Source organism: Candidatus Binataceae bacterium, assembly GCA_035500095.1.
GTDB lineage: Bacteria > Desulfobacterota > Binatia > Binatales > Binataceae > JAKAVN01.
This window is the reverse complement of sequence record DATJXN010000119.1, coordinates 1-23,852: the sequence shown is the minus strand read 5'-3', so window position 1 is coordinate 23,852 and position 23,852 is coordinate 1. Positions and strand designations below refer to the sequence as shown.

At 63.7% G+C, this 23,852-nt stretch carries 21 protein-coding genes and 1 pseudogene; 9 read left to right on the top strand and 13 right to left on the bottom strand.

Annotation, left to right across the window (positions count from 1 at the left end; all coding sequences use genetic code 11):
• Window positions 1-42 precede the first annotated feature (42 nt).
• Both VMI09_12105 and VMI09_12100 read left to right on the top strand, forming a co-directional pair.
• On the top strand, window positions 43-627 hold the full coding sequence (locus tag VMI09_12105; protein ID HTQ25432.1) for a DUF420 domain-containing protein: 585 nt from the start codon (window positions 43-45) through the stop codon (window positions 625-627).
• Window positions 628-749: 122 nt separating this feature from the next.
• Window positions 750-2,816, top strand: a complete 2,067-nt coding sequence (locus tag VMI09_12100) for a hypothetical protein (protein HTQ25431.1) — start codon at window positions 750-752, stop codon at window positions 2,814-2,816.
• A 197-nt stretch (window positions 2,817-3,013) separates the two neighbouring features.
• On the opposite strand, the gene VMI09_12095 is transcribed toward VMI09_12100, so the two are convergent.
• Genes VMI09_12095 through VMI09_12085 form a run of 3 tightly spaced genes read right to left on the bottom strand, consistent with a single transcriptional unit; the run spans window position 3,014 to window position 5,975 of the window.
• On the bottom strand, window positions 3,014-3,799 hold the full coding sequence (locus VMI09_12095) for an alpha/beta fold hydrolase (protein ID HTQ25430.1): 786 nt from the start codon (window positions 3,797-3,799) through the stop codon (window positions 3,014-3,016).
• 1 nt (window position 3,800) lies between these two features.
• The gene (locus VMI09_12090) at window positions 3,801-5,099 is read right to left on the bottom strand and encodes an LLM class flavin-dependent oxidoreductase (GenBank protein HTQ25429.1); all 1,299 of its coding nucleotides are present in this window, start codon (window positions 5,097-5,099) and stop codon (window positions 3,801-3,803) included.
• A 45-nt stretch (window positions 5,100-5,144) separates the two neighbouring features.
• Window positions 5,145-5,975, bottom strand: a complete 831-nt coding sequence (locus VMI09_12085; protein HTQ25428.1) for a TetR/AcrR family transcriptional regulator — start codon at window positions 5,973-5,975, stop codon at window positions 5,145-5,147.
• A gap of 901 nt (window positions 5,976-6,876) precedes the next feature.
• Here VMI09_12085 and VMI09_12080 point away from each other — a divergent pair.
• Both VMI09_12080 and VMI09_12075 read left to right on the top strand, forming a co-directional pair.
• A pseudogene (locus VMI09_12080) lies at window positions 6,877-8,100 on the top strand (hypothetical protein).
• A gap of 217 nt (window positions 8,101-8,317) precedes the next feature.
• A complete protein-coding gene (locus VMI09_12075) occupies window positions 8,318-9,067 on the top strand; it encodes a YfbM family protein (protein HTQ25427.1) in 750 nt (249 codons plus the stop codon).
• 34 nt (window positions 9,068-9,101) lie between these two features.
• Here the strand turns inward: VMI09_12075 and VMI09_12070 are convergent, their stop codons facing one another.
• Entirely contained in the window at window positions 9,102-10,457 is a 1,356-nt protein-coding gene (locus tag VMI09_12070; protein ID HTQ25426.1) for a DUF1329 domain-containing protein, read from the bottom strand.
• A 175-nt stretch (window positions 10,458-10,632) separates the two neighbouring features.
• Entirely contained in the window at window positions 10,633-11,469 is an 837-nt protein-coding gene (locus VMI09_12065; protein HTQ25425.1) for a class I SAM-dependent methyltransferase, read from the bottom strand.
• Window positions 11,470-11,639: 170 nt separating this feature from the next.
• Between VMI09_12065 and VMI09_12060 the strand changes: the two genes are divergently transcribed.
• Window positions 11,640-12,071 (top strand): GatB/YqeY domain-containing protein, encoded by a 432-nt coding sequence (locus tag VMI09_12060; GenBank protein HTQ25424.1) that lies wholly within the window; start codon window positions 11,640-11,642, stop codon window positions 12,069-12,071.
• Between the two features lie 94 nt (window positions 12,072-12,165).
• Window positions 12,166-13,323 (top strand): epoxide hydrolase, encoded by a 1,158-nt coding sequence (locus VMI09_12055; GenBank protein ID HTQ25423.1) that lies wholly within the window; start codon window positions 12,166-12,168, stop codon window positions 13,321-13,323.
• Between the two features lie 26 nt (window positions 13,324-13,349).
• Here VMI09_12055 and VMI09_12050 read toward each other — a convergent pair whose 3' ends face one another.
• Window positions 13,350-14,300, bottom strand: coding sequence for a hypothetical protein (locus tag VMI09_12050; GenBank protein HTQ25422.1), 951 nt, complete (start codon window positions 14,298-14,300; stop codon window positions 13,350-13,352).
• A 135-nt stretch (window positions 14,301-14,435) separates the two neighbouring features.
• Here VMI09_12050 and VMI09_12045 point away from each other — a divergent pair, with 135 nt between their 5' ends.
• Entirely contained in the window at window positions 14,436-14,993 is a 558-nt protein-coding gene (locus VMI09_12045; protein HTQ25421.1) for a hypothetical protein, read from the top strand.
• 121 nt (window positions 14,994-15,114) lie between these two features.
• Here the strand turns inward: VMI09_12045 and VMI09_12040 are convergent, their stop codons facing one another.
• Together VMI09_12040 and VMI09_12035 are read right to left on the bottom strand one after the other, a co-directional pair.
• Window positions 15,115-15,936 (bottom strand): alpha/beta hydrolase, encoded by an 822-nt coding sequence (locus VMI09_12040; protein HTQ25420.1) that lies wholly within the window; start codon window positions 15,934-15,936, stop codon window positions 15,115-15,117.
• A gap of 188 nt (window positions 15,937-16,124) precedes the next feature.
• A complete protein-coding gene (locus tag VMI09_12035; protein ID HTQ25419.1) occupies window positions 16,125-16,850 on the bottom strand; it encodes a hypothetical protein in 726 nt (241 codons plus the stop codon).
• Window positions 16,851-17,052: 202 nt separating this feature from the next.
• Here VMI09_12035 and VMI09_12030 point away from each other — a divergent pair, with 202 nt between their 5' ends.
• Together VMI09_12030 and VMI09_12025 are read left to right on the top strand one after the other, a co-directional pair.
• Window positions 17,053-17,907, top strand: coding sequence for a polysaccharide deacetylase (locus VMI09_12030; protein ID HTQ25418.1), 855 nt, complete (start codon window positions 17,053-17,055; stop codon window positions 17,905-17,907).
• Between the two features lie 150 nt (window positions 17,908-18,057).
• Window positions 18,058-19,080 (top strand): LLM class flavin-dependent oxidoreductase, encoded by a 1,023-nt coding sequence (locus VMI09_12025; protein HTQ25417.1) that lies wholly within the window; start codon window positions 18,058-18,060, stop codon window positions 19,078-19,080.
• Between the two features lie 73 nt (window positions 19,081-19,153).
• Here the strand turns inward: VMI09_12025 and VMI09_12020 are convergent, their stop codons facing one another.
• From VMI09_12020 to VMI09_12000, 5 genes are all read right to left on the bottom strand, one after another.
• Window positions 19,154-20,032: an N-acyl homoserine lactonase family protein gene (locus VMI09_12020; protein HTQ25416.1), complete on the bottom strand. Its 879-nt coding sequence runs from the start codon at window positions 20,030-20,032 to the stop codon at window positions 19,154-19,156.
• A gap of 62 nt (window positions 20,033-20,094) precedes the next feature.
• Window positions 20,095-20,928, bottom strand: a complete 834-nt coding sequence (locus VMI09_12015; GenBank protein ID HTQ25415.1) for a hypothetical protein — start codon at window positions 20,926-20,928, stop codon at window positions 20,095-20,097.
• On the bottom strand, window positions 20,921-21,847 hold the full coding sequence (locus VMI09_12010; GenBank protein ID HTQ25414.1) for a hypothetical protein: 927 nt from the start codon (window positions 21,845-21,847) through the stop codon (window positions 20,921-20,923). Before VMI09_12010 ends, VMI09_12015 begins: the two co-directional genes overlap by 8 nt.
• Before the next feature lie 140 nt (window positions 21,848-21,987).
• Window positions 21,988-22,413, bottom strand: coding sequence for a Zn-ribbon domain-containing OB-fold protein (locus VMI09_12005; protein ID HTQ25413.1), 426 nt, complete (start codon window positions 22,411-22,413; stop codon window positions 21,988-21,990).
• 2 nt (window positions 22,414-22,415) lie between these two features.
• Window positions 22,416-23,588 (bottom strand): hypothetical protein, encoded by a 1,173-nt coding sequence (locus VMI09_12000; protein HTQ25412.1) that lies wholly within the window; start codon window positions 23,586-23,588, stop codon window positions 22,416-22,418.
• Window positions 23,589-23,852 lie beyond the last annotated feature (264 nt).

Sequence of the window (23,852 nt, the reverse complement as noted above, 5' to 3'; positions counted from 1 at the left end):
TCAATCGCGGTCCGCCGATTGGATCCAACGATTAATCTCCCGATGTTTTCCTACGACGCGCTCGCTCCGCTCGACGCCGTTCTAAATGCGAGCGCTGCGATACTGCTGCTCGGCGGCTATATCGCTATCCGCCGCCATCACGTGCGCGTCCATCGCGCTTGCATGCTGAGCGCGTTCGGCGTCTCGGTCGCCTTCTTTATCTCGTATTGCATCTACCACTATCACGTGGGCGACGTGCGCTTCGGCGGCCGCGGACCGGTAAGGCCGGTTTATTTCACGATCCTCTCGACCCATATCGCGCTGGCGGCTGCGATAGTGCCGCTCGCCCTCATCACGCTGGGCCGCGCGCTCAGCGGCCGCTTCGCGCGCCATCGGAAAGTCGCACGCTGGACATGGCCTATCTGGATGTACGTGTCGGTTACGGGCGTGGTGGTTTATCTGATGGTGTACAAGCTGTACCCGCATCTACCGCCCGCTCGAGTCACCCAAGCGGCGACACTGACCGCTCCCGCAGCGCGGCTGGCCGCTTCCGCGCCCGCCTCTTCTTCAGTCATCCTGAGCGGCGCGACTCCGCGAGCGGAGTCGAAAGATCCTGCGCGGTCCTCCGCGCGTTTGATGCCACGATGATCGAAACGTCTGTTGCCGATAACAATCGCGTTTGCGTTTGCTCTGCGAGCAGGGTTCCCTGTACTCGCGCCACCGGAGCGCAGCTCGGTCGCCAAGATAGTTGAGAAGAAGCAAGACTTGAAATGATTCCTCGCAATCCCGCAACGATAGGTTGGTCCCGAATTGCCGCACTCGCCGTGAGCATGCTCCTACTGGCCGCGCCGGCCTCCTCCGCCGACAGCGTCGAAGGTCAAGTGCTTGGCGGAGGCACTCCGATCGCCAAGTCGACTGTGACGCTGTGGTCTGCGAGTGCGGACGCGCCTAAGCAGTTGGCTCAAACTCAAACCGGCGACGATGGCCGGTTCGTTCTGAGCGTCGACGGATCGCCCGACAGAAGCATGTACCTGGTCGCTACGGGTGGCGTACCGGCCGCCAACCAGGCGGGCGGCAACAATCCGGCGATTGCGCTCCTCGCGGTCGTCGGCAGCCGGCCGCCGGCACACATAGTCATTAATGAGTTCACGACCGTGGCGTCGGTATGGACCAACACGCAGTTTCTTGACGGCGCCGTGCTCAAGGGAAACGCGCTTGGACTGCGTATCGCTGCTGGCAACGTGCCCAACTTCGTCGATCTCGCAACCGGCGGCTGGGGCGACGCGATCCAGGGTCCGCTCAACGGCCCCCAGACGCCAACGATGGCGAATTTCGCGACACTGGCCGATGCGCTCGCGGGTTGCGTCACGAAGGTGACAGCCGATGCTTGCGACAAGCTCTTCTTTGCGGCCACCCCGCCGAAGGGCCGCGCCCCGAGTGACACGCTGAGGGCAGCCCAATCGATCGCGCGCTATCCGTGGTACCACCCTGAACGCGTCTTCGCCCTGCTCAAGGCCTTCTATCCGATTCCGCAGGGCAAGAACCTGCGTCCCGTTCCTTACATGCCGTACCTCAATTGGCAGCCTAGCGCATGGGTGCTGCCACTGAAGTTCGACGGCGGGGGATACCGCGCGGGCGGTAAAGGAGAATTCGACAGCGACGGTAACTTCTGGGTAGGCGACAATTTCTCGGTTGGCTGGCAGGGCCAGGACTCCTTGTGGGAGGGACATGCTACCAAGTTCGCCCCCAATGGCCAGGCACTTTCGCCGATAACCGGCGGCTTCAGCGGCGGTGGGATGGAAGGCGGCACCTTTGGCGCCGCCGTCGACGCAAAGGACAATGCCTGGTTCTCAACTTACGGCAGCAAAGCAATCGTGGAGTTCGACAAGAATGGCAAGCCCCTGACCCCGTCCGGCGGCATCACCTTCAACGGCCGGTTGGGACTGATGCAGGGCGTCATGGTCACGCCAAGCGGCGATGTGTGGGTCCTGGGGGTTGAGAAGAGGCAACTCGTCTACTTCCCAAAGGGCGATTTGACCAAGGGACGGATTGTCTGCGAAGGCGATAACGCCGAGCCTTGCAAGTCGTTCGTAGCGCCGTTCCACCTGGCCATTGATAAGCAGGACCGCATCTGGGTCTCCAACAGCGGGATCAATCACGTCACCCGCTTCCCTGCATCTGATCCGAGTAAGGCCGAGAACTTCAAAAGCGGCTTCAGCACCAGCGGTCTAGCGATCGATAGCCAAGGCAATGTCTGGGTCACCGCGCGTTTTGGCAACAGTCTGGTGGGCATGATGCATCTGGTGGATATGGGTTTACGCCTGAAGCTCCACGGTGTGACGAACGCCTCCGACTACTTGACCAAGACCATGTCGGAACAGAAAGGCGGGCGCGCAGGCGGAAGCATGGTCCTGCTGCGGCCGGATGGCTCCCCGTATCCGGGTTCTCCGTTTATTGGCCGCAGCCTGCCGGGGCCATGGGCCGTTGCCGTCGACGGCGACGATAACGTCTGGGTCTCCAACTTCGCGGGAACATCCGGCCAGATCGCACACTTGTGCGGCGTCAGAACTGAGAACTGCCCGCCCGGCTTTAAGACTGGCGATCCGATCTCGCCTCCCCTCGGCTACGTCGGAGGCGGCCTGCAGATGGAAGTAGACATCGACGTAGATCCGGCTGGAAACGTTTGGGTCACCAACAACTGGCAGGACATCGACAGCTGTATCGGCACGCCCGCAGAGGGGCTTTCGACCCGATGCGGCGGACAGGGTGTCGTCGTGTTTTACGGCATGGCAAAGCCGGTGCGCACGCCGCAGATCGGGCCACCACGACAACCGTAGCGGCGCTAGGCATCGCTGAGCCGGAATCCTTCGACTCCGCTCGCGGACTCGCGCCGCTCAGGCTGACAAACCAAGCGGCGGCGGCGCCCCCGGCCTGCGCGCCTCTGCCCCGCGGCCGCGGGAAGTCAAAACAAAACGCGCGCGGCGTCCCCCTTGGGGACGCCGCGCGCGGTTGCGTTACGATTGCGCGTGACCGGCTAGCCCTTGAGGAACCCCGTCACCGCTTTTTCGAATTCGGCCGGCTGCTCGTACATCACCATGTGCCCGGCTTCCTTTATCATCTGCACCCGGCTGTTGCGGATGAGCTTCGAATACTCGCGCGCGTACGAGGGCGGTATCACCCTGTCCGACGCGCCCCACAGCAGCAGCGTCGGCGCGGAGATCCGATAGGCCCGCTTCTTCAGTCCGCGGTCCGGGAGCGGCCACAGGAACTTGCTCGCCATCGAGAAGCGCCTGGTCCGCTCGACGTAGATCGCGGTCACCAGTTCCTGGTCGTCCCACGGCATCGCCAGCATCATCTGCGCAAGTTGCGACTTGGGATCATGAAACAGCAGCGCCGGCAAATCGTCGAGATCCGAGGCGAAAAAATCGGGAATCGGATCACTGTCAACCCACAACCCGGCCGCGCCGACCAGCACGAGCTTTTTCGCCCGCCGCGTGTCGAGCGCCGCGACCTCCGCCGCCAACATCCCGCCCATCGAATGGCCGACGATATAGGCGGACGGAATTTTCAACTCGTCCATCAGCTCGTGGTAAAACAGCGCCGCGTCGATCACGTCGTCGATATGTTCGCCGCCGGTGGACTCGCCGTAGCCCGGCAGATGCGGCGCGTAAACCGTGAAGCTGCGGCCGAGGTCCTCGAGAAACGGGTCGGCTCCGGTGAGACCGGCCGCGCCGTGCAGGAACAGGAGCGGCTCGCCCTTGCCGGTGACTTCCATTTCGACGGAGAACTTTCCGCCGAGCAGTTTCTGATGCGTTTTCATTTTACTTCACTGAGCTCCTGATTTCGGATTCGCCCGGCCGCCGGGTCTTGCCGTTGGTCTGCGGTCCGTCGGTCCAAAGCGGCGCCGGCTTCGCCATCTCGCTCTCCGGCAGCCGCTTGGGCGACCATTTGTCCTCGAAGCCGGTCCAGAGGTCGCGCAGATGCGGCATCACTTCGCGCGCGAACAGCTCGGTGCTCTTGCGCACCAGCTCGGGCGGCATCGAGCCGATCTGCTGCAGGATCATCAGATGGCCGCAGTTGAGCGTCTTGAGCGCCTCGCGCAGACGATCGCGCACGGTAGCCGGCGAACCCGCGATAACGTAGCCGTCGTTGATGAAGTCCTTCCACTTGAGCCCTTCGCGGGTGATCGACGCGTTCTTGCCCACCTGGCCGGTGAGGCCCGCCTTGATCGTGCTGGGCGTGCGGTAGCCCGGCGCGTCGGCGAAACCGGGATAGACGTGCAGGCATCGATTGTAGAAGTAGTCCATGTGCGCGGCGTAATCGCGCTCGGCCTGCTCGTCGGTCTCCGCGACCGCGACGACCTGGGCGAAGCCGAGGCTGTAGGGATTGAGCTCCTTGCCCTTCTGCGCCATCACGTTCCAGTAGCCGTCGGAAACTTTCTTGCCCGCCTTGTAGCCGAAGAACGACAGGAACGAGTACTGGTAGTCGTGGTCGGCGACGAAGCCCCAGGTCTCGATCGAGCCGCCGCCCGGAATCCAGATTGGCGGATGGGGCTGCTGGAGCGGCTTGGGCCAAAGGTTGACGTAGCGCAGCTTGGTGAACTTGCCGTTGAACGCGAACTGCTCCTTTTCCTTCCATGCGCGGACGATCAGGTCGTGCGCCTCGAAATACTTCTCGCGCAGCGTCGCCGGCACTTCGCCGTAGCAGAAGTTGGTGTCCATCGAGGTCCCGACCGGGAATCCGGCGACCAGGCGCCCGCCGCTCAGCACGTCGAGCATCGCGAATTCCTCGGCCACGCGCACCGGCGGATTGTAGAGCGCGATCGAATTTCCCAGCACCACCAGGTTGGCGTTGTGCGTGCGGCGCGTCAGCGCGGCCGCCATGATGTTCGGCGAAGGCATCAGGCCGTAAGCGTTCTGATGATGTTCGTTGACGCCGAGGCCGTCGAAGCCCATGTGGTCGGCGAATTCGAGCTGGTCGAGGTAGTCGTTGTACAGCCGATGGCCGACCTTGGGGTCGTAGAGGTCGCGCGGGATGTCCACCCATACGCTGCGGTACTTCTGCTTGAAGTCGTTGGGCAGATAGCGGTAGGGCATCAAATGGAACCACGTGAATTTCATCAGCCAATCTCCTTTGGCAAACCGATTTCTCGTCTAATCATTCGATTACTCATTCGATGGCGGCGCGCTTGGCCGTGCTTCTATCGTACGCTCGGGCGAACCGCCATCCGGACCGGGCGACGCTGCGGCCCCGCGCGCACTCCGCGCGAGCCCGGCAATACGCCGGCGGCGAACCGGCGTCTTTGGCGCGCCGGATGCGCCCGCGCTCGCGCGCGCCGGCCGCTTGACCACGGCCTCGGCAGCGGCAAGCTGGAATTCGAAGGTTTCCTCGAGCAGGCGCGACGCTTCCAGCCCGGTGATGTCGCGGAAAATCTTGACGTCGTCGGTAAGCAGGAATGCGCCGTTGAGCGCGGCCCAGATAACGGTCGCGGCGCGCGTCGCGTCGGCGCCGGAGACCCGCGCGTTGGCGGCGCCGAGCCAGCGCCCGACCGAATCGCGATAAAGCTCGAAGCATTCGCGGCCGAGCCGCCGCACCTGCTCGAAATGTTCCAGCTCATCCGCGCGCGAAAGCCGCAGCGAGAGCTGGCTGAACGTGACCGAGAGCTGGGCGAGGAACAATCCGCGCGACTCGCGCAGGTAATCGAAATAGGCCCGGCCGATCGCACGCAGTTCGTCGAGCGGTTCGAGGCCGCGTGCGTGGATTTCGTGGTAGCGCGCGCGGAGCTTCCCGATCCTCTCGGCCATCAGGCTGACGAAGAGATCGTCGCGCGAAGAGAAATAGAGGTAAATCGTGCCGACGGCGACCTCGGCCTCGCGCGCGACCATCTCGACCGTCGCGCCGTCGACGCCGTGGGCGGCGAAGACCTGGGCGGCAGCGGCGAGGATGGTTTCACGCCGGGCGAGGCGCTCGCGCTCTTTGCGTTCGCGCACGCTCATGCTTGCGACTGAATCTCCATTCAGTTTCTGAATGAGACTTCTAGCGCCGAACCATTAAGGTGTCAAACGGTCCATCGGTTAGGGTTAACTAAGGCAAACTGATGCCTTCAACCGCGCGAGATCGAGGGCGTGCTGGGGTGCTTTTCGTGGAACCAGGGATGTCATCGTTTTTTCTCTCGCGGCTCAGGGCCCCGAATTCCTGGTCGCTCCCGAGCGCCTGCCGGCCCTTCGCTGACTTCTGCAAACACCGCGCATTCCTCGGTGTAAACGGTAAGAACTACGCGGCATCGTGCGCAAAAGCATCATTGGTCGGTAAAAAACAGACTTAGGCCCAAAGTTTCGGCCTGATTCAGTGCTCTCGTTTTGGAACGAGCATTGCGCAAAAGGCGAACACGCTGACGATATGTAAGCGCGTGCTGGTTCAAGCAGTTTCTCAGAGGCTAAAAGGATACGATTGCGGGTCAGGGATAATTTTTTCAGTACGAAGCATATGCGGGGAGTGCTCAGATGAGACAAGGCTATCAAAGATTAAATCGAGAACGCACCGTCGCCTGCACGATCTCGAGAATCGGGGCGCTGGGCGCGCTGGCTTCGCTGATGCTCGTCGGGCTCTGGAGTTACGGCTCGCGCGGCGTCGCCGACGCCTCCCCGGGCAAGTCCGGCGCCGTCCGCACGCACGTCAGGGATGTTGGAAAGAGGTGTATCGCGCCGGCAGGCTCCTACACCAACACGTGGGTGACGGTCACCGGCGTCAGCGCACATCTGGTGGGGACGGGCTGGGTAAGTCTGACGCCGAATCTCTCACCCTCGAATCCGATCCAGGTGGATCTGTTGTCCGAGCAGAGCAACGAATGTTTCCTCGCGACCCTCGGCGTGACGACCGGTTTACCGCGGCAAATACACGCAAATTCGAATTATGCTCGAGCCCAACGACGCGACCGGCGTCACGCTGCCCGATGGCGGCGCCAACGCCTGTGCCTCGGCCGACGCGTGGAACTGCGTGGTTGACGCTAACGGGACGCATACTCTGAAGTTGACCAGCGAAGCGCACACCGGGCTCAAGATTCCGTCGAGCCAGATCGTCCGCGGCGGCATCAGGCTCCTACCCGGCCAGGGGGTGGACATCGACGTTGACTTCAACGCTTGCCAGTCGATCGTCAGAGCCGGCGGCCCGCACTCGCATCATGGCGCCGGTCCCAAATTTCTGCTGAAGCCGGTGCTCCATGCGAATGAGATCGGGACCAGCGCTCTTATCGCGGGTACAGTATACGAAGGCGCGGAGAGCGACGATGCGGTGATCGTGCCGTCGCCCAATCCGACCGTCGTTCCCTTTGCCGAGGTCTGGCTCGAACAGCAATCGAGCACCTTCACGGTAGGCAATCCGGGCCCGACCGCCTCGCCGACGCCGGGACCGGTCGAGAATTTCCTCGCGATGACTCAGGCCGACGCCAACGGCCGCTTCGAGTTCTGTCCGGCCAGCGACGGAAATTATGAAGTCGTCGTCGATGCGCCCAGCCTGCCGACTCCGAACTTGCCCTCCAATGCGACGATCACAAAAGATGTTGCGGTGTCAGGCGGAATCGGAGTGAACAATCTGGCGGTGCCGCTGCTCGCCGAGGCGGCGCCGGCCGGTTCCCCCGCGTTCGATTGGGCGCAGATCGAGGGCCTGGTGAGCACGCAGAACGCGGCTTCAGCGGGGACCATCGGCACGGCCACGGTGTGGGCGTTGCAGCCCTTCACCAACGACGCCGGAGATACCGTGCAGGCGCTGGTTCCGCCGTTTGTAGGCATCGACGGTACGCTTCCCACGCCGATCCCCCCGCAGATCACGACTTCGGGCACGCCGACCCAGGCCAATTGTCCGGATATCGCGAGCGTGAGCTGCCCGGCGAACACTGACTGCGAATGCTTTACGTTGGCGGTCCCGGCGAGCAACCCGGTGGTCGGAAGCCAGGCGAACGGCTATGCGACGCCGGTACCAACCCCGGTCGCCTATGGCGTGGGCGCGGTGACAACGACCTGCTCACCTTCGATGCTGCAGACCGATCCGACGAACCCGATAGTGGTCATCGGCGGTGCCCCAACCGTGGTGAACCCGACGCTTAGCTTCGCGGATTGTCTCTAGGCGAAACTGTTCGGAACATCGGGCCGCGCGTCGCCAGACGCGCGGCCCCTTCTTTCTGTCGCGGCATACTTGGCACTTCGCAACGCGATTGCGCTGCCGGCACAACGGGCGGAGAACAGTTTACGCGAGACTAGAACTGACTACGCATCGCCCGTAAACTGGCGATGGCGCGCCAGATCCCAGCCTGGCGCGGTTCCAAAGGGGGAATAGAACCGCCATGTCGATGATCGCCCGCTTCGTGCAAATCAAACCATCCGAGCTCAAAGCACTCCTTGACGATCCCGAGTCGATCGAAAGCGTATTCGAGGACGACGGCGCCGGTGGAATCTCGCCGGCTGCAACCGCCGGAGCGATGGAAAACCTGTGCAAGCTTTTTGCCGCGCGCGGCCCGGGACTGCTCTCCGGCGCGCTTCCCGGGATGGATCCGAAGATGCGCGAGACCATGATGGAACGGCTCGGACAGCTTGGCCTGACTAAAGAGGTGCTCGAAAGCGGCAAGGGCGGCGAGGCACTCGCCAATATCATGATGTCGCGCATGGGCGGCATGAAACCGCCGGCCGCGGCGGGCGGCGCGCCGCGAAGCGCGAAGAGCAAGGGTATCTCGCTCGACAAGGGATGGCACGGCGTGCACTACCTGCTCTGCGGCGCATCCGTGCCCGACGCGACCATCCTCGGCCAGGTGGTGATGGGCGGCACGGAGATTGGCGAGGATTTCAGCGGCTACGGCGAAGCGCGCTACTTCACGCCGGCCGAGGTCGCGGCGACCGCGCGCGAGCTTGGACGTGCGAACCTCGAAGCCGAGATAAAAGCCCGCTTCGATCCGGCGCTGATGAACGGCGCGAAAATCTATCCCGGCGGATGGGATGTCACGGGAAGCGACTGGCTATTCGAGGAGTTCCGCAAGCTCCGCGATTTTTACGCCGGCGCGAGCGCGCAGGGAAACGCGGTCGTCACCTGTATCCTCTGACGCCGCTGTTCCCGCGCGCGCTCATCGCGCGGGCTCAGCGATGGAATTCCTCGAGCTTGCTGATATCGAACAGCTTGTCCACCTGGGAGACATCGACGTCGGGATAGCCGCCGCCGAAGGCCGGGAAAATCGTCGCGCGCTTGTTGACATAATCAACCGCAACCACCGATTGCAGTCCCGCCACCTGCACGCCGTGGTTGATCGCGGCCCACTCCTTGTAATCCTCGCTCCAGCGGAACGTGTAGGTCAGGGTCTTGAACAGTCTCTGCTGATGGTCGAACATCAGCGCCATCCACGGATGCCAGTCCTCGGCGTCCCAGAACATGAGCACGCTGCTATAGGGATGATGCTCTTCCTTGGGCGTGCGCTCGACCACCGCGAACTTGCGCATCGTCCACGCGTCGTCGGGCACCAAACCGTTGGGGCCGTAGAAGCGCGGGTAATCGTACTTCGAATCCATCACGCACAGCAGGTTGCGCCAGCCGAGGAACTTGAAGTTCCATCGCACCGGACGCGCGGAGAAAGTGTTGAAATCCTCCTCAGTCTGTTCGGTGCCGACCAGCGAGTCGGACTTGACCTCGACCGAGATGCGCCGGACGCGCCGCGATTGCGGATCGTAGGCCCAGGCATCGTCGCTGCGGTAAGGATCGTTGTAGCGATAGGTGATGAAGACCTGGCCGCGCACGTCGAAGGGCTCGAAGAAGCCTTCGAACTCCTTCCAGAAAAATTCCTTGGCGCCCGGCACCGGCAATACGCCGCCCTCGGACGCGCGCTGTGCCAGATGGCTGTAGTATGTGCGCTGGTAGAAGGAGCTGAGCGTCTTGACGTAAGTCCCGCCGCCGCCGAAATACTTCGCCGCATCGGTCGGCATGGTGCCTTTGAAGTGTTGCCCGCCGGTCCAGGTGACCGGCGGCGACTCGATCACGTTGGGCGCGGAACCTTCATGGCCGCCGCCGAAGCGGTCAAAGATAAACATGAAATTCAGATCGAGCGGCCCGTAGTTCTGCCATCGGTACTCGAAATTCCACACCGCCTTCTGTCCCGATTGCGGGTCGGCGGGATCGAGCGAAGCATCGGAAAAGGGCTGGCCGCAGATGTGGTTTTCGATCGTGCCGTCCGGCTTGAGCTTCACCTGGCCCTGGTATTTCTCGGTACAATCGACGTAGTCCTTACGCGGCATGTGGCTCCGCGTCGGCGCGATTTCCATCCTGAACCCCGGAAAATTGAGCTGGTCAACGTACACCGGAGGGACGAACGGGCGAAAACGCGCCATATCTTTCGCCGTGAGCACGTCGCCGGGCTTGAAGTCGGGCTTGGTGTTCGCGTTCTGCTCGAGCCATTGCGCCACGCCCTGACGGGTTACCGTGGCCTCCTGCGCGGCCGCGGCCACGGCATATCCGGCTACCAGGGCAAGCGCTAAGGTCAAGGCGCGCGTGGCGCACGAGCGATTTCGATTTCCAATGGGTGCTGCATAGGCGGCCGCGATCAGGCGGGCGCCGTTGATTCTCGGTTCTGTCGTCACGTAGGCGATTCTCCTTCCACAAACACAAGCAAACTCAATCCCTTTAGTCCGTATCGCGCCGCGCGTAAAGCGGAGCGCGGCAAACCGCGGCAAAGGCGCGATGATGCACGCGCATCGGAGCGTCCGGCGGCGGCCGTTCCGGAAAGCGCCGCGCGAGCATTGCGCGCAACTCGTTGTCGAAGCGCGCGACCTCTGGGCCGAGGCTCGCCGCGATCCCGGCGCTCGCGCGAATTCGTCCCCGCCACGCCTCGTGGCTGTAGGGCTGCATCACGTCGAAGCTGAAACATTCGATATCGCTGAAACCCGCGAGGGCGGCGTCGCGCGCGTAGCCGGGATGGATTCCCGCACCGCCCGCCAGCGCCCACTTCGGGTTGTGCTTGAGGATGAGCTGCTCGGTCGCCTCCGCCACGTTGCCGGGTAGCGCGATCCAGTCGTAGTTCGCGATCACCAGGAGGCCGCCCGGCCGAAGCACCCGGCGCGCCTCAGCCGCCGCGCGCTGGCGATCGAACCAGTGCCAGCACTGGCCCGCACCCACCACGTCGAAGGTCGAGCCTTTGAACGGGAGCGCTTCGGCGCGCGCCCGCACGTAGCTCATCGCGAGACTCTCGGCGGCGTCGAGACGGCGCGCCTCGTGCATCAACGCCGACGAGATGTCCACTCCTGTAACGCGGCATCCGCTCCGCGCGAAGCCGCGGCCGAGATAGCCGGTACCCGTGCCGAGGTCGAGGATGCGCTGGCCTGCGGCTCCCGCGCCCAAGGTTTCGAGCCGGCGGTGGATCTCATCCGGAAAGCCCGCGCGATAGCGTCCGTAGTCGTCGGCGGTTTTGCCGAAATCGATCCGCTTGCCGTATTGTGCGATGCGATCTGACATATCGGCCATCGGAGCGCTCCTCGGACGGGATTCCGCGCGGCTTTCCGGCTCGCTGCGCCGATTATACAGTGGGGACGCGGCTGGACGCTAATCAACATATATATAGTTCAAAGAGAGCGCCGATTGCGCCGCTACGCCGGCGATCGAGCCCGCCGCCAGGGCCGCGCGGAGAGACCGAGGTGAAACAGAAGCTGCAGGATGACCTCAAGGCGTCGATGAAGAGCGCCGACAAACTGCGCACGATGACGCTGCGCGGCGTGCTCGCCGAGATCACGCGAGTCGAAAAGGACGTGCGGCGCGAAGCCAACGAGGCTGAGATCGTTCAGATCATCAAGCGCGAGCGGGCGCGGCGGGACGAGGCGCTGGATTTCGCGCGCCGCGGCGGGCGCGCCGACCTGGTGGCGCAGAACGAGGAAGAGGCGCGCGTGCTCGACTCCTACCTGCCGGCGGCGCTCGACGAGAACGAGTTGCGCGCGGCGATCGCGGAGCAGGTGGCGGCCGGGGTCAAACAGATGGGACCGCTGATGAAGGCGCTCAAGGATCGCTTCGGCGCGCAGCTCGACGGACGGGTGGCGAGCCAGCTGGTCAAGGAAGCGATCGCCTCGAAGTAAACGCGATCGCGCCGAAGCAGACCGCGAAGCGATCGCGGCCAACCCAGTCCGCCGGCTTATAGGTGGCTGCGTTTTCGGGGAGGATGCGCGGGACATGGCGCAAGGCAAAATCGAACCGTTCAAGATTGAGGTGTCCGACGAAGTCCTGGGCGACCTTCGCGCGCGCCTTGAGCGCACGCGGCTGCCCGGCGAGATCCCGGGCTCGGCGTGGGACTACGGCACCAACCTCGCCTACCTGCGCGAGCTTATCGACTACTGGCGCACGCGCTACGACTGGCGCGCGCAGGAGCGGGCGCTGAATCGTTTCGCGCACTTCCGCGCCGCTGCCGGCGGCGAGGACCTGCACTTCATCCACGAGCGCGGCCGCGGCCCCAATCCGAAGCCGCTCCTGCTGCTGCACGGATGGCCGGGGTCGGTGTACGAATTCATGGAGCTGATTCCGCTGCTGACCGATCCGGCGGCGCACGGCGGCGACGCGCGCGACTCGTTCACGGTGGTGGCCCCGTCGCTTCCGGGCTACGGCTTTTCGGCCCATCCGCGCACGCGCGCGATGAACATCCAGGCGATGGCTGACATCATGTTCAAGCTGATGCACGAGGTGCTCGGCTACGATCGCTTCGGCGCGCAGGGCGGCGACTGGGGCGCGGCCATCACCTCGCGCCTGGGCGAGGTCTATCGCGATCAGCTTTATGGAATCCATATCAACATGGTCGCGGTGGGAGCGGCCGAGGGACGCCGGCCGGCGGAGCTGAACGACGCCGAAAAGGTCTTTCTCGGCGACCTCGAGCGCTTTCGCCGCGACGAGACCGGTTACCAGTGGATCCAGGGCACCAAGCCGCAGACGCTCGCCTACGCGCTCAACGATTCGCCGGCCGGTCTGGCGGCGTGGATCGTCGAGAAGTTCCGCACCTGGAGCGACTGCCGCGGCGACGTCGAACGCCGCTTCAGCAAGGACCAGTTGCTGACCAACGTGATGATTTACTGGGTGACGGAAACGATAAACTCATCGACGCGGCTCTACTACGAGGCACGCCATCATGCCTGGCGTCTCAAGCCCGACACCCGAATCGAGACGCCGACCGCGGTCGCCAATTTTCCCGCCGAACTGATGCGCCCGCCGCGCAGCTGGGCGGAGCGCGCCTACAACATCGTGCGCTGGACGGAGATGCCGTCGGGCGGTCATTTCGCCGCGATGGAAGAGCCGGCGCTGCTAGCCGAAGACATCGGAGCGTTTTTTCGCGAGCTGAGCTGAATCGGCGACGGTACCGAAGGCCGCGCTCAGGGAAAGCTTCGCGGGGTGCCGGGATATCCGTAGGACGGTCCGTAAGGCGACGCGCCGTAGGGGCTGCCGTATCCATACGGCGACGCGCCATACGGGGAGCCATAGGGCGAGCCGTACGGCGATCCATATGGCGCCGCGCCGTAAGGCGAACCGTAGGTGGGCGGGTAGCTGTAGCCGTAGCTGCCACCGCCCGTCCCGAAGCCGCCGCTCCCCATGCTCAGCAATCCCATCATCCCGATAAGCGGGACGATCGCGCTCAGCCCGCTCGCACTCGGCATCCCGTTCTGTATGTATTGCTGCTGCTGTTGCGCCTGCTGCTGCTGTTGCTGATAGCTCTGGATGTTGCCGAGATCGCCGCCCGCCGACGCGCCCGCCGATCCGGATGGCGAGGACGAAGATCCGGCCGCACCGTAGCCGCCGCTCGACGGGGCCGACGACGAAGAGCCGCTGGCGCCGGAGGCGAGCTCGGGCCGCACGGCGATCCGGTTGACTACCGGGACGTTGGGGTTGTGCAGATACTGACGCGCCTTGTCGGCCGCGTCCTGCTTGCCGAAGTCGCTCGCCACGAAGCCGTAAAGAATGACCTGCTGATCGCCGCTGTCGTTCTTCAGCACCTGTGCGCCGACGAGCGGCAGGCGATGGCTTTGCAGGTAGGTCGTGAGCGAACTGCTCTGGCCGGCGTTGTTGGAGTATCCGGGCGGGACCGCGCCCGCGTCGGACGGGTCATTCGAACTGGCGCTCGCACTGGCGGAACTGTAACCGTTCGAGGCGGAGCCGTTGGAGGAATAGCCGCTGGTGGAGGAGAAACTCGTCGGCGGCGTCCCCGACCCGAATGTAAAGCCACGCATCGACGAGCTGCTCGAAGCGGGCACGGTCATGCACGCCGACATCGATATCGCACCGAGCCAGCACAGGATCACTGCGGCGATCTGGGCGATCCGTGTCACGCAATCGATCATATTCCCGCGCGCCGATTTCGCAAACAGGGCCCAAATCCGTCCCGGATTCGCCCGTCGAATCGCCCGAACTTGGTCGGCCGGCGCGCACCGTGCTAACCTTCGACGCGAAGGATGCGTTCCGCGATGAGAGTGGCGGGGAAATCCACACGCGGGGGCTCGGCGCTCGCCGGCGCTGCCCTGCTTGCAGCTTTTTCCGGCGCGGCGGCCGGATGCTTCGACTCCAGACGTCCGACCCAGGTGATGGTCACGCAGGTCGCACCCACGATGCATCCCGCCAAACCGCCTGACTGCAATATGCCGGTGCTCACCGCCGAGCCGACGGTCGGTTACCAGCAGATCGCGATCGTCGAAGCCTGGGCTGACATCAACGAAGACCCGGCCGCCGTGCTGCCGGAGCTGAAGCGCAAGGCATGCGGGACCGGCGCCCAGGCGCTCCTGATTCTCGGCGACAAGAAGCAGGACGCCGACTTGCATCTCTACACCTTCACTCCTAACGAGAGCGAAACCGCGGTCACCGCGGCCAACCGCAGTCCCAACCAGGCCGGCGATTACGTCAACAAGATGCAATACCGGCCGAAGGTCGGCGAGGAAGGACACACCGGCTACTACATCAACGGGATAGCGATCGATTACACCTCGGGTCCCAGCACCGCGGCTACAGGCCAGCCACCCACGCCATAACGCCCCGCTCCCCCTTGCGACGGAACGCGCGGGCGTAAAGCCCTTGCGGCGCGCGGAGCGTTCCGGTGCGCATGGGCCTCGGCCGAGGTGACGATCAGTCTGCAGAGTCTCACTTCACAAGCTACGATTTCAGAAACGCCAAAAGGTCCGCGTTCACCTTGTCTTGATGCGTCGCGAACATGCCATGCGGCGCTCCCGGATAATAGATAGCCTTTGCGTCTTTCACGAGACGCGCCGTCTTCTGCCCCGAGTCCTTTACGGGCACTATCTGATCTCCCTCGCCATGCAGGACCAGCGTCGGAACGTCGAATTTCTCAAGGTCGGCGGTGAAATCGGTCTCGGAGAATTGTTTGATGCACTCGTAAGCGCTCAACAGGCCGCATTGCATGCTCCAAAGCCAAAAAGAATCCAAAACTCCTTGAGAGACTTTGGCTCCGGGCCGGTCGGCGCCATAGAACGGAACGGCCAGGTCCTTGTAAAACTGAGAGCGGTCCGCGGCAAGGTCAGCGCGAAGTTTATCGAATACTTCCATCGGCAATCCCTCCGGATTCGCGGCGGTCTTCAGCATAAGCGGAGGAACCGCGGAGAGCAGTACGGCTTTTGCCACTCGTTTGCTGCCGTGCCTCCCAATGTAACGAGCGACTTCGCCGCCTCCGGTCGAATGACCGACAAGAGTTGCGTCCTTGAGATCGAGGGTCTCCATGATTGCGGCGAAATCGTCCGCGTACGTATCCATATCGTTGCCCGTGGCGCTTTGGGAGGATCGTCCATGTCCGCGGCGATCATGTGCGATGCAGCGGTAACCGCGCTGGACGAGAAAAAGCATTTGCGGGTCCCACGCATCGGCGCAAAGCGGCCAACCATGGGCGAAGGTTACGACCGGACCACTGCCCCAATCTTTGAAAAAAATTTCTGTATTGTCTTTGGTCTTGATTTTGGGCATTTCGGGTCCTCCCTTTCAGGGTGTATTCCTTGTGTGACTGAATCTCCGACTCGCCCGCGTAGCGCGGAAAGGATCTCCTCGCACGCAACGCGTCCGGCGCTGCGGTTCTTCAGCCCTTGATATTTCGAGATATCGGGACGGCGCGCTCCAGCGTGTGCCCCGGGCCAACCCGCTTCAGCGCAGACGTCCTACTGCGCCTGTGCCGGCGTGACGTTGAATCTGACCAGCTCGACCCTGTCCATTTCGGAGCCGTCCGGTCCGCCTTCGAGCGCGACCGTCTTTACCAGCCCGACGTTCGGTGCGTACCAGTCCATATAGGTAAGCTGAAGCTTCTGCTTCCTGCGCGCGTACATCCCGCCTTCATACTTCGCTTCGGTCTCGATACGGATACAGTTGCTGAAGCGGCCGGCGGGGGTTTCGATCTGTTTGGTCTCGGCGAAGGTGCGATGGCTCTGGTTGATGTCGAACGATCCCGAAAGATTTCCGTAGGGAAAAATGACGTTAGTCCACACCAGATTCGGCGCGAGCTGAAGCGGCAGAAACTGCGCCTCTTCCGAGCGTCCCCACGACGGCGCCATGATGGTTTTCTCGTCGTAGTCGAGCGCGGAGAGCCGCGCTATATACCCATTCTTGGCGTAATACACCAGCGGGCGGGTTCCGCCGCGCGCGATGCTGTACGACTCATCGACTACCAAACCGGTAAGTTTCAGCGCGGGGACGTACTTCACGCCGACCACGCGGTCGGTGATCTGATACTGCGTACCCTGGCTCTTGGCTAATATCTGGTAGGTCCAGGTCGAATTCGGAGTCAGCGGAAAGTAATTCGTGCCCGATCCGAGATCGGCCGATTTGCAACCCGCAAGCGAAACTATCGCCAGCGCGAAAGCTGCCAACCAGGCAACCGCTCGGCTCATCGAAGGTTCAGCCTCCTGGAAAAAAGAATTTCGCCGCGCCTTGAGCATCCGGACATGTGACGAGAGCGTATCCAAAGCTTCCGCGGCTTGGCAAGCTGCCCACGCACCCGCACGCGAGAGCCGGCTCGACGCCAGCGTGCCGGCGCGCGTCTGCTGGACACTTCCGACGCCGCCGCAGTAGAGATGGCGCAGGGAAACGCCGATGACCAAGAAAATCAACGTCTGTCTGACCTTCGATTTCGACGCGATCTCGGTCTGGATAGGCAACTTCCATGCTACCTCGCCAAGCGCGATCTCGCGCGGCGAGTTTGGCCTGGTCGGCGCACGACGGCTGCTCGACATGCTGCGCGACTGGAAAATTCCTTCGACCTGGTTCGTCCCGGGCCACACCGCCGACACCTATCCCGACGCCGTCGCGCGGATCGCCGCCGCCGGTCACGAGATTGGCCATCACGGCTACCGCCACGAACGCCTCGCTTCGCCCGAAGAAGAGCGGCGCGACTTCGACCTCGCGATCGCGTCGCTGAAAAAGGTCACTGGCCAAACACCCGTCGGTTACCGCTCGCCCGCCGCCGGGCTTACGCCGCTCACGCTCGAACTGCTCGTCGGCCACGGGATGCTTTACGACAGCAGCATGATGGGCGACGACTTCACGCCCTACTATTGCAGGGTCGGCGACCAGGCCCCCAAGGACAGCGCGTTCATCTTCGGCCGCCCGACCGATGTCGTTGAACTGCCGTTTACCTGGGGACTCGACGACTTCGTCGCCTTCGAACACATCTGGACCCGCAATGGCGTGAACCCGGGAATCGCCTCGCCCTCGCGCATCCTCGAGGTCTGGGCGGGCGATTTCGACTATCTCCACGGCCGCCTTGGCGAGGGCACCTACATCCTGACGCTGCATCCGCAATGCATCGGCCGTGGTCATCGGCTGCTGATGCTCGAGCGGCTGGTCGATCACATTCGAAGCCACGACGGCGTTAGGTTCAGGACGATGCGTGACGTGGCGAACGAGTTCAGGGCGGCACATCCACCCCAACTTTGCGCGCACGCCTGACCGCTGACGCCGCACGAGTCAACTTGCGCCTGCTCGCGCATAGACTAGGATCGCCCATGATGAAGGAGCCCGAGTCAAACCGGCGATAATTCGACGTCTGCATGAGCGTGATTGCTGGTGATACCCGCCGGCAATGAGAGGAACGGAATTTTGGAACGAGAATACTGGGCGAGTCTCTTCTTCAGCGGTGGCGACGATTTCCTCGCCGCGGCGCGCGCGTTCGAAGAGCGCGGGCTTGCCGGAATCGAGGTCCCGCAGGTCTATGGTCCTCCGTTCGTGCCGCTTGCCGCGGCGGCGACGGTCACCAGGCGCGTTCAGCTGGCGAGCGGTATCGCGATCGGGCTCGTCCGCAGCCCGTTCGAGACGGCGATGGCCGCCCTCGACCTGGACCACCTTTCGCACGGTCGCTTTGTCCTGGGCCTCGGCACCGGCCCGATGCATTTCACCAAGGGCTACTACGGCATGCCCTACGACAGGCCGGTTTCGCGATTGCGCGAAGTCGTGCAGATTCTGCGGCACGTCGAAGACGGCGCGCGCGCCGGCGCGATGAAACCGTGGCAGGGCGAATGCTATCAGCTTGATTTTCACGCCTACGCGCCGACCGCGCCGCCGCTGCGCGAGCGGATTCCGGTGTGGATCGCCGCCCTGCGCCAGCGGATGTGCGAGCTGGCCGGCGAGGTGGGCGACGGGCTCATCGGACATCCGGTGTGGTCTGTCGCTTGGTCGTTGGGTCAGGCGCAGAAGTCGCTTGCCGTCGGCGCAGCGCGCGCGGGGCGCGACCCGTCGAAAATCCACTTTCAGCCCTGGGTCACGGTGTCGATCGATCGAGATCCCAAAATCGCGGTCAACGAGGCCAAACCGTTCGTGGCGTTCTATGCGGGCTTTGCCCAGTACCATCCGTACTTCGAAGCCCACGGCTTCTGCGCGGAGGCGCGCAAGCTCCAGGAAGCGTCGAAGTCGATGACCTGCGCCGAGGCCGCTCCCCTGGTTCCGGACGAGATGGCGAAGACCTTCGCGCTCTGCGGCAGTCCCGACCAGGTGCGCGAGCTCGTCGAGCCGCTGTGGAAGCGGGCGAACTCGATGTTGCTCCTGCCGCCGAGCTGGGGACTCAGCCTCGAGCGGCTCGCGGCAAAAACGTCGGCGATCGCCGACACTTTCTGGACGGTCCGCTGAGCGCCGATGCTCTGCGCGAAGTGCTGAGTTCGAGAACGTCCGAGACCGATCCGGCCAAGCCTGTTCGATTCGTTTACTTCGGGCGGCGCGATTTCTCGCCCGCCGCCAGATGCAGCTCCGCGATCGGATTCAATCCGGCGGTCCAGCTGACGTTGCGTTTGAAGACTTCCATGTCATGGCCGGGAACCACGCGCGGCAGCTTGTCGCCGATAATCCCGCTCATCTTCTCGAACACCTGCATCACGTTCCACGGATTTCCCTGGATATAGCCGGGCGGCCACATCTTCTCGAGATTCGCGTACCAGTACACGCAATCGCCCGCCGCGATATGCGGGCCCGAGGCCGTTTCGATCTCCACCCACTGCGAGCCGAAGGTGTGCGATTGCGAGGCCAGCCGGCAGGTGACGCCCGGCGCGACTTCGCGATCGCCGTCGAGCAGCGTGACGCGGCCCGCGGCGATCGCCTCGGCGAAGCGGTCGAAGTTCTCCCAGTTGATCGACGAGACCGCCCACGAGCCGGGCCCCGCCGTCTTGATCAGCTCGCCGCGGCGAAGCCGCGTCCATCCCTCGTACTCTTCGCGCTGGACATAGACCTTAGCGTTGGGAAAAGCGACCACGTTACCCGCGTGGTCGGCATGCATGTGGGTCAGGATCACGGTGTCCACGTCCTCGGGACGAAAGCCGATTTTGCCGAACACGGCGTCGGGCCATTCGATATCGGTGAACATCCCGGAAAGCTTGTCTTCGGCGGAGGAGAAGCCGCTCTCGCCGAAGCCGGTGTCAATCGCGATCACCCGGCGCTCGCGCGCACCCGGCGCCGAGACCACCAGCGTATAGAGCATCGGAATTTCGAAGGTTCCGGTGTTGCTGGCGATCGGCGAGCCGCCCATGAAATCGCCCGACACCTTGGTGCGCGCGTAGCCAAGGACCCAGATGGAATAGTCAGCAGTCATCGACTCTTCTCCCCACGCCCAAGCGCCCGTGCGGCGCGATTCGAACCTGGCACTTCCGGCGTTCAGGCGGAAAACTCGATCACCGCGGCGCCGCTGCCCCAGATCGATCCGTAACCCAGCACCTTGCCCTTTGCCCCGTCGGAGCCGAGCGCACCCATCAGCCAGTAGTAGCTTTTGAATTGCATGTCGGCGCCGGTTTTCGCCGCATACTCGGGAACCAGATCCATCGCCTCGGCGGATTTGCCGGCGGCGATGAGATCGAGCAGCCTGCGGTTTAGCGCGTCGTCCGTCTCGCTCACGATCCTATCCTCGTCGTCGGTAATCTCGCGGGTGAAGTAGTGGCCGGAGAGCCCGCTCGAGGCGATCGCGACGGCGCGGCGGCCAAGCGCGCGCACCGCGTCGGCCGCAGCCTTGCCCAGTTTCATTTCCTCGTCACGCCCCGAATAGATGTTGCATGAGATGCACACGACCGGAATTTCATTTTTCGGATTGAGGAAGCTCAGCGCCACCAGCGTGCCGGTGTCGACCGGAAATCCCTCGTAATCCACCGGACGCACCTGCAGGCCAGCGGCCGTCCCCAGCTCGATCGTGCGATGCGCGAGTTCGAGGTCGGTGCGAAAGTCATAGGGCAGATTGCCGATATCGTACCAGTTCTCATCGACGTGCAATCCCGTCGGATTCGCGCGCGCCTGCACCAGGTGGCCGAGCACGGAAACCCACTGCGTGCTGAAGATCACCAGCACGTCGGGCCGCGCCTCGCGCACACCCGCGCCCGCGGCGTGGCAGGCGTTGCGCAATTCGGCGCGGCTCGCCGACTCCCGCGGCAGCATCACGTGCGGCATGCCCGGCATGATGTAGCCTTTGACGATCCGCCCCTGGGGCCGTGGCTCAGGCATGGAGGTTCGCTCCGGCGCCGTTCGCCTCCGCGGAGAGGTCCCATTCGACCACCGCGTTGCCGGTCGCGATCACGCTCCAGTAGCCGTGCACGCGCGCAGGAACCTTCGGAAAACCCATCGCCGCGAGCATCCAGAAGAGCCCACCCGACTTCACCTCGGCGCCGGTTTTTTCGATGAACTCGGGCAGCACCTGCAGCAGCTCGTCCATCCTGCCCTCGCGCATCAGACGCAGCACCCGCATGTCCCACAGGTAGTTGGCGTGGCTGAAGACGTGCTCCTTGCTCATGTCCTCGGGCAGATTGGGGTCGGGCTCGCGGTCGAAATGAAAATGCGAGAGCGTATTGCTCGCGGCCAGCACGGCGCGCCGGCCGGTCTTCTCGATCGCGCGCCGCGTCGCCCGTCCGAGCTTGTACATCTCCTCGATTCCGACGCCGAGCGAGAAATAGTAGGGCGAATTGTTCGCCGACAGGCTCAAGATCGGAATATCCCAGCCGGGATTGAGCATGTGCGAGGTGACGATCGTCCCGTAGTCGAGGCGAAAGTTCGGATTCGTCATCTTGCGCGCGATGAGGCCCTCGGCGCGCGCCTCGTCGTAAACGGCGTCGGCCAGTTCGACATCGATCGCGGTGTCGAAGTTGTAGCGGAAGAGATGCGGAAAGATCGGATCGACCGAAAGACCCTTGAGCCGCGGCACGCGGGTCACGTGATGGCCGACCAGCGTCATCCAATGCGGCGTATGGACGATGATCACATCAGGCTTGAGCTGTTTGATCTTCTCGCGGCAATTGTCGTAGGCCCAGCGCAGAACCTCCCATCCGCCGCTCGAGCGCGGGATGTTCTGCGGCGGATTTTCGCCGTACACGAGGTGCGGCGGATGCGGTGCGATAAAGCCACAGACGATCGATCCCTTGCCAGCCATGCGAGGCCCCTCCGAATCGGTTTTGACCGCCGCGCCGCGAGTCTTTCGGCTCCGGCGAGCACGGCCAGCGGAGCATACTCCACCGCGGCCGCATCGTGGAAACGCGGCGTGCTGGGTTATCAACGCGAGCGCCGACGAGGTCAGCGCCGGCGGCGGAATTTGGGCAGCGTCACCTCGGGCGTCACATCGTCGAACGCGACTTCCACCGGCATCCCGAGCGCCATTTCGTCGGGCTTGACGTCGATGATCCACGAAACCATCCGCACGCCCTCTTCCAGTTCGATCACGGCCGGCGCATAGGGCACCAGCGGGGCGAATTGCGGCACGAAGGGCTGCGCCGCCACGGTCCACGAAAACACCGTGCCCTTGCCTGAAGAACGCGCCCACTCGAAGTTGAACGACCCGCACTTCGCGCACATGTCGCGCGGAATATGACGCCACGCGCCGCAATCGACGCATCGCTGAAAGCGCAATTCGTGCGCCTGGCAGAATTTGTAGAACTCGGCCGCCGTCCCGCGCATCTTCGGCAGCGGCAGTTTGTATTCGCTCTCGGTCCCGGCCGCCATCGCTACCTCCTCAGGATCGCCAGTCCGCCGTCGCCGAAGTCGCCCCATCCCGTCACCAACCCGACCTCGGCGTCCTTGACCTGACGCTCGCCGCATTCGTGGCGCAACTGGCGCGCCGCCTCGACGATATGATTGATACCCCAGACGTGGGCCTCGGAATGGAGCCCGCCGTGCGTGTTGATCGGCAATTCGCCGCCGAGGCTTATCCGCTCGGGCGTGACGAAGTCCTTGATCTCGCCACGCTTGCAGAGCCCCAGCGCCTCCATCTGCAGCATCACGACGTAGGTGAAGCAGTCGTAGATTTCGGCAAAGTCGAGGTCCTTGGGCGTGACGCCCGCCATCCGAAACGCCTTGGGCGCGGCGAAGGTCAGTCCGATCACGAACGGATCGGGACGCGCCGGAATATCGTCGGCCGGATAGGGATGGCCTTCGGCGACGCCGGAAATATAAACCGGCGGGCGGCGGAGATCGCGCGCGCGCTCGGGCGAAGTGACAATCACTGCGCCGGCGGCGTCGGTCTCGAGGCAGCAATCGTAGAGCCGGAAGGGATAGGAGACCCATCGCGACTTCAGGTACTCGTCCATCGTGAGCGGACGGCCGCGCATGTAGGCATTCGGATTGAGCTGGGCGTGCTTGCGCGAAGTCACCGCAATCGTGCCCATCGTCTCGAACGGCGTGCCGTAGAGTTTCATGTGGCGGGTCGCAAGCCACGCGTACCATTGCACGGGCGCGATTGCGCCGTAGGGCAGATAGTATGCGCCGATCGTTGCGGCGAGCGGACCCGGCGGCGCCGAGCCTCTGCCGCCCTGCCCGCCCGAGCTCACGCGCATCACCGAGTAGCCGTTCCATCCGCACGGCACCAGCACGCAATTGGCGACGCCGAACGCCACCGCCATCGCGGCGCTTTGCAGCGCGACCACCGGGCTTGCGCCGCCCATCTGCACGTACGTCGAGTAGCGCAGGTCCTCGATTCCCAGGTTGGCTGCGAAATGCTCGGCCGAGGCGCCGAGCGGCGGCCCGACGACGCCGTCGATGTCGTGCGGCTTGAGCCCGGCGTCTTCGAGCGCCCGCGCCGACGCTTCGAGCATCAACTGCAGCTCGGTCTTGCCCGAGCCGCGCGTGAATGCGCTCTCGCCCACGCCGACGATGCATGCCTTGTCCTTCAACGACTCCATCGCAACGACTCCATTGCTTCACCGATCCTCGTTCACCGATCCTTGCTCACCGATCCTGGCGCCGCGCCTTTGATATTCTCAGCCCCTCTCTAGTCTTGTCCCAATGGTTCATTTAATAAGTGACGGGCCATGAGTTTGGACTGTTCGATGAGCGAAGCTGGCGAGGATGTCGGCGGCGGTTTTGGTCCACACGAACGGGCGCGGCTTTTGATTGTGGGTGTCGAGAAACTCCGCAATCGCACGTTGCAGTTCGCGGACGCTGCG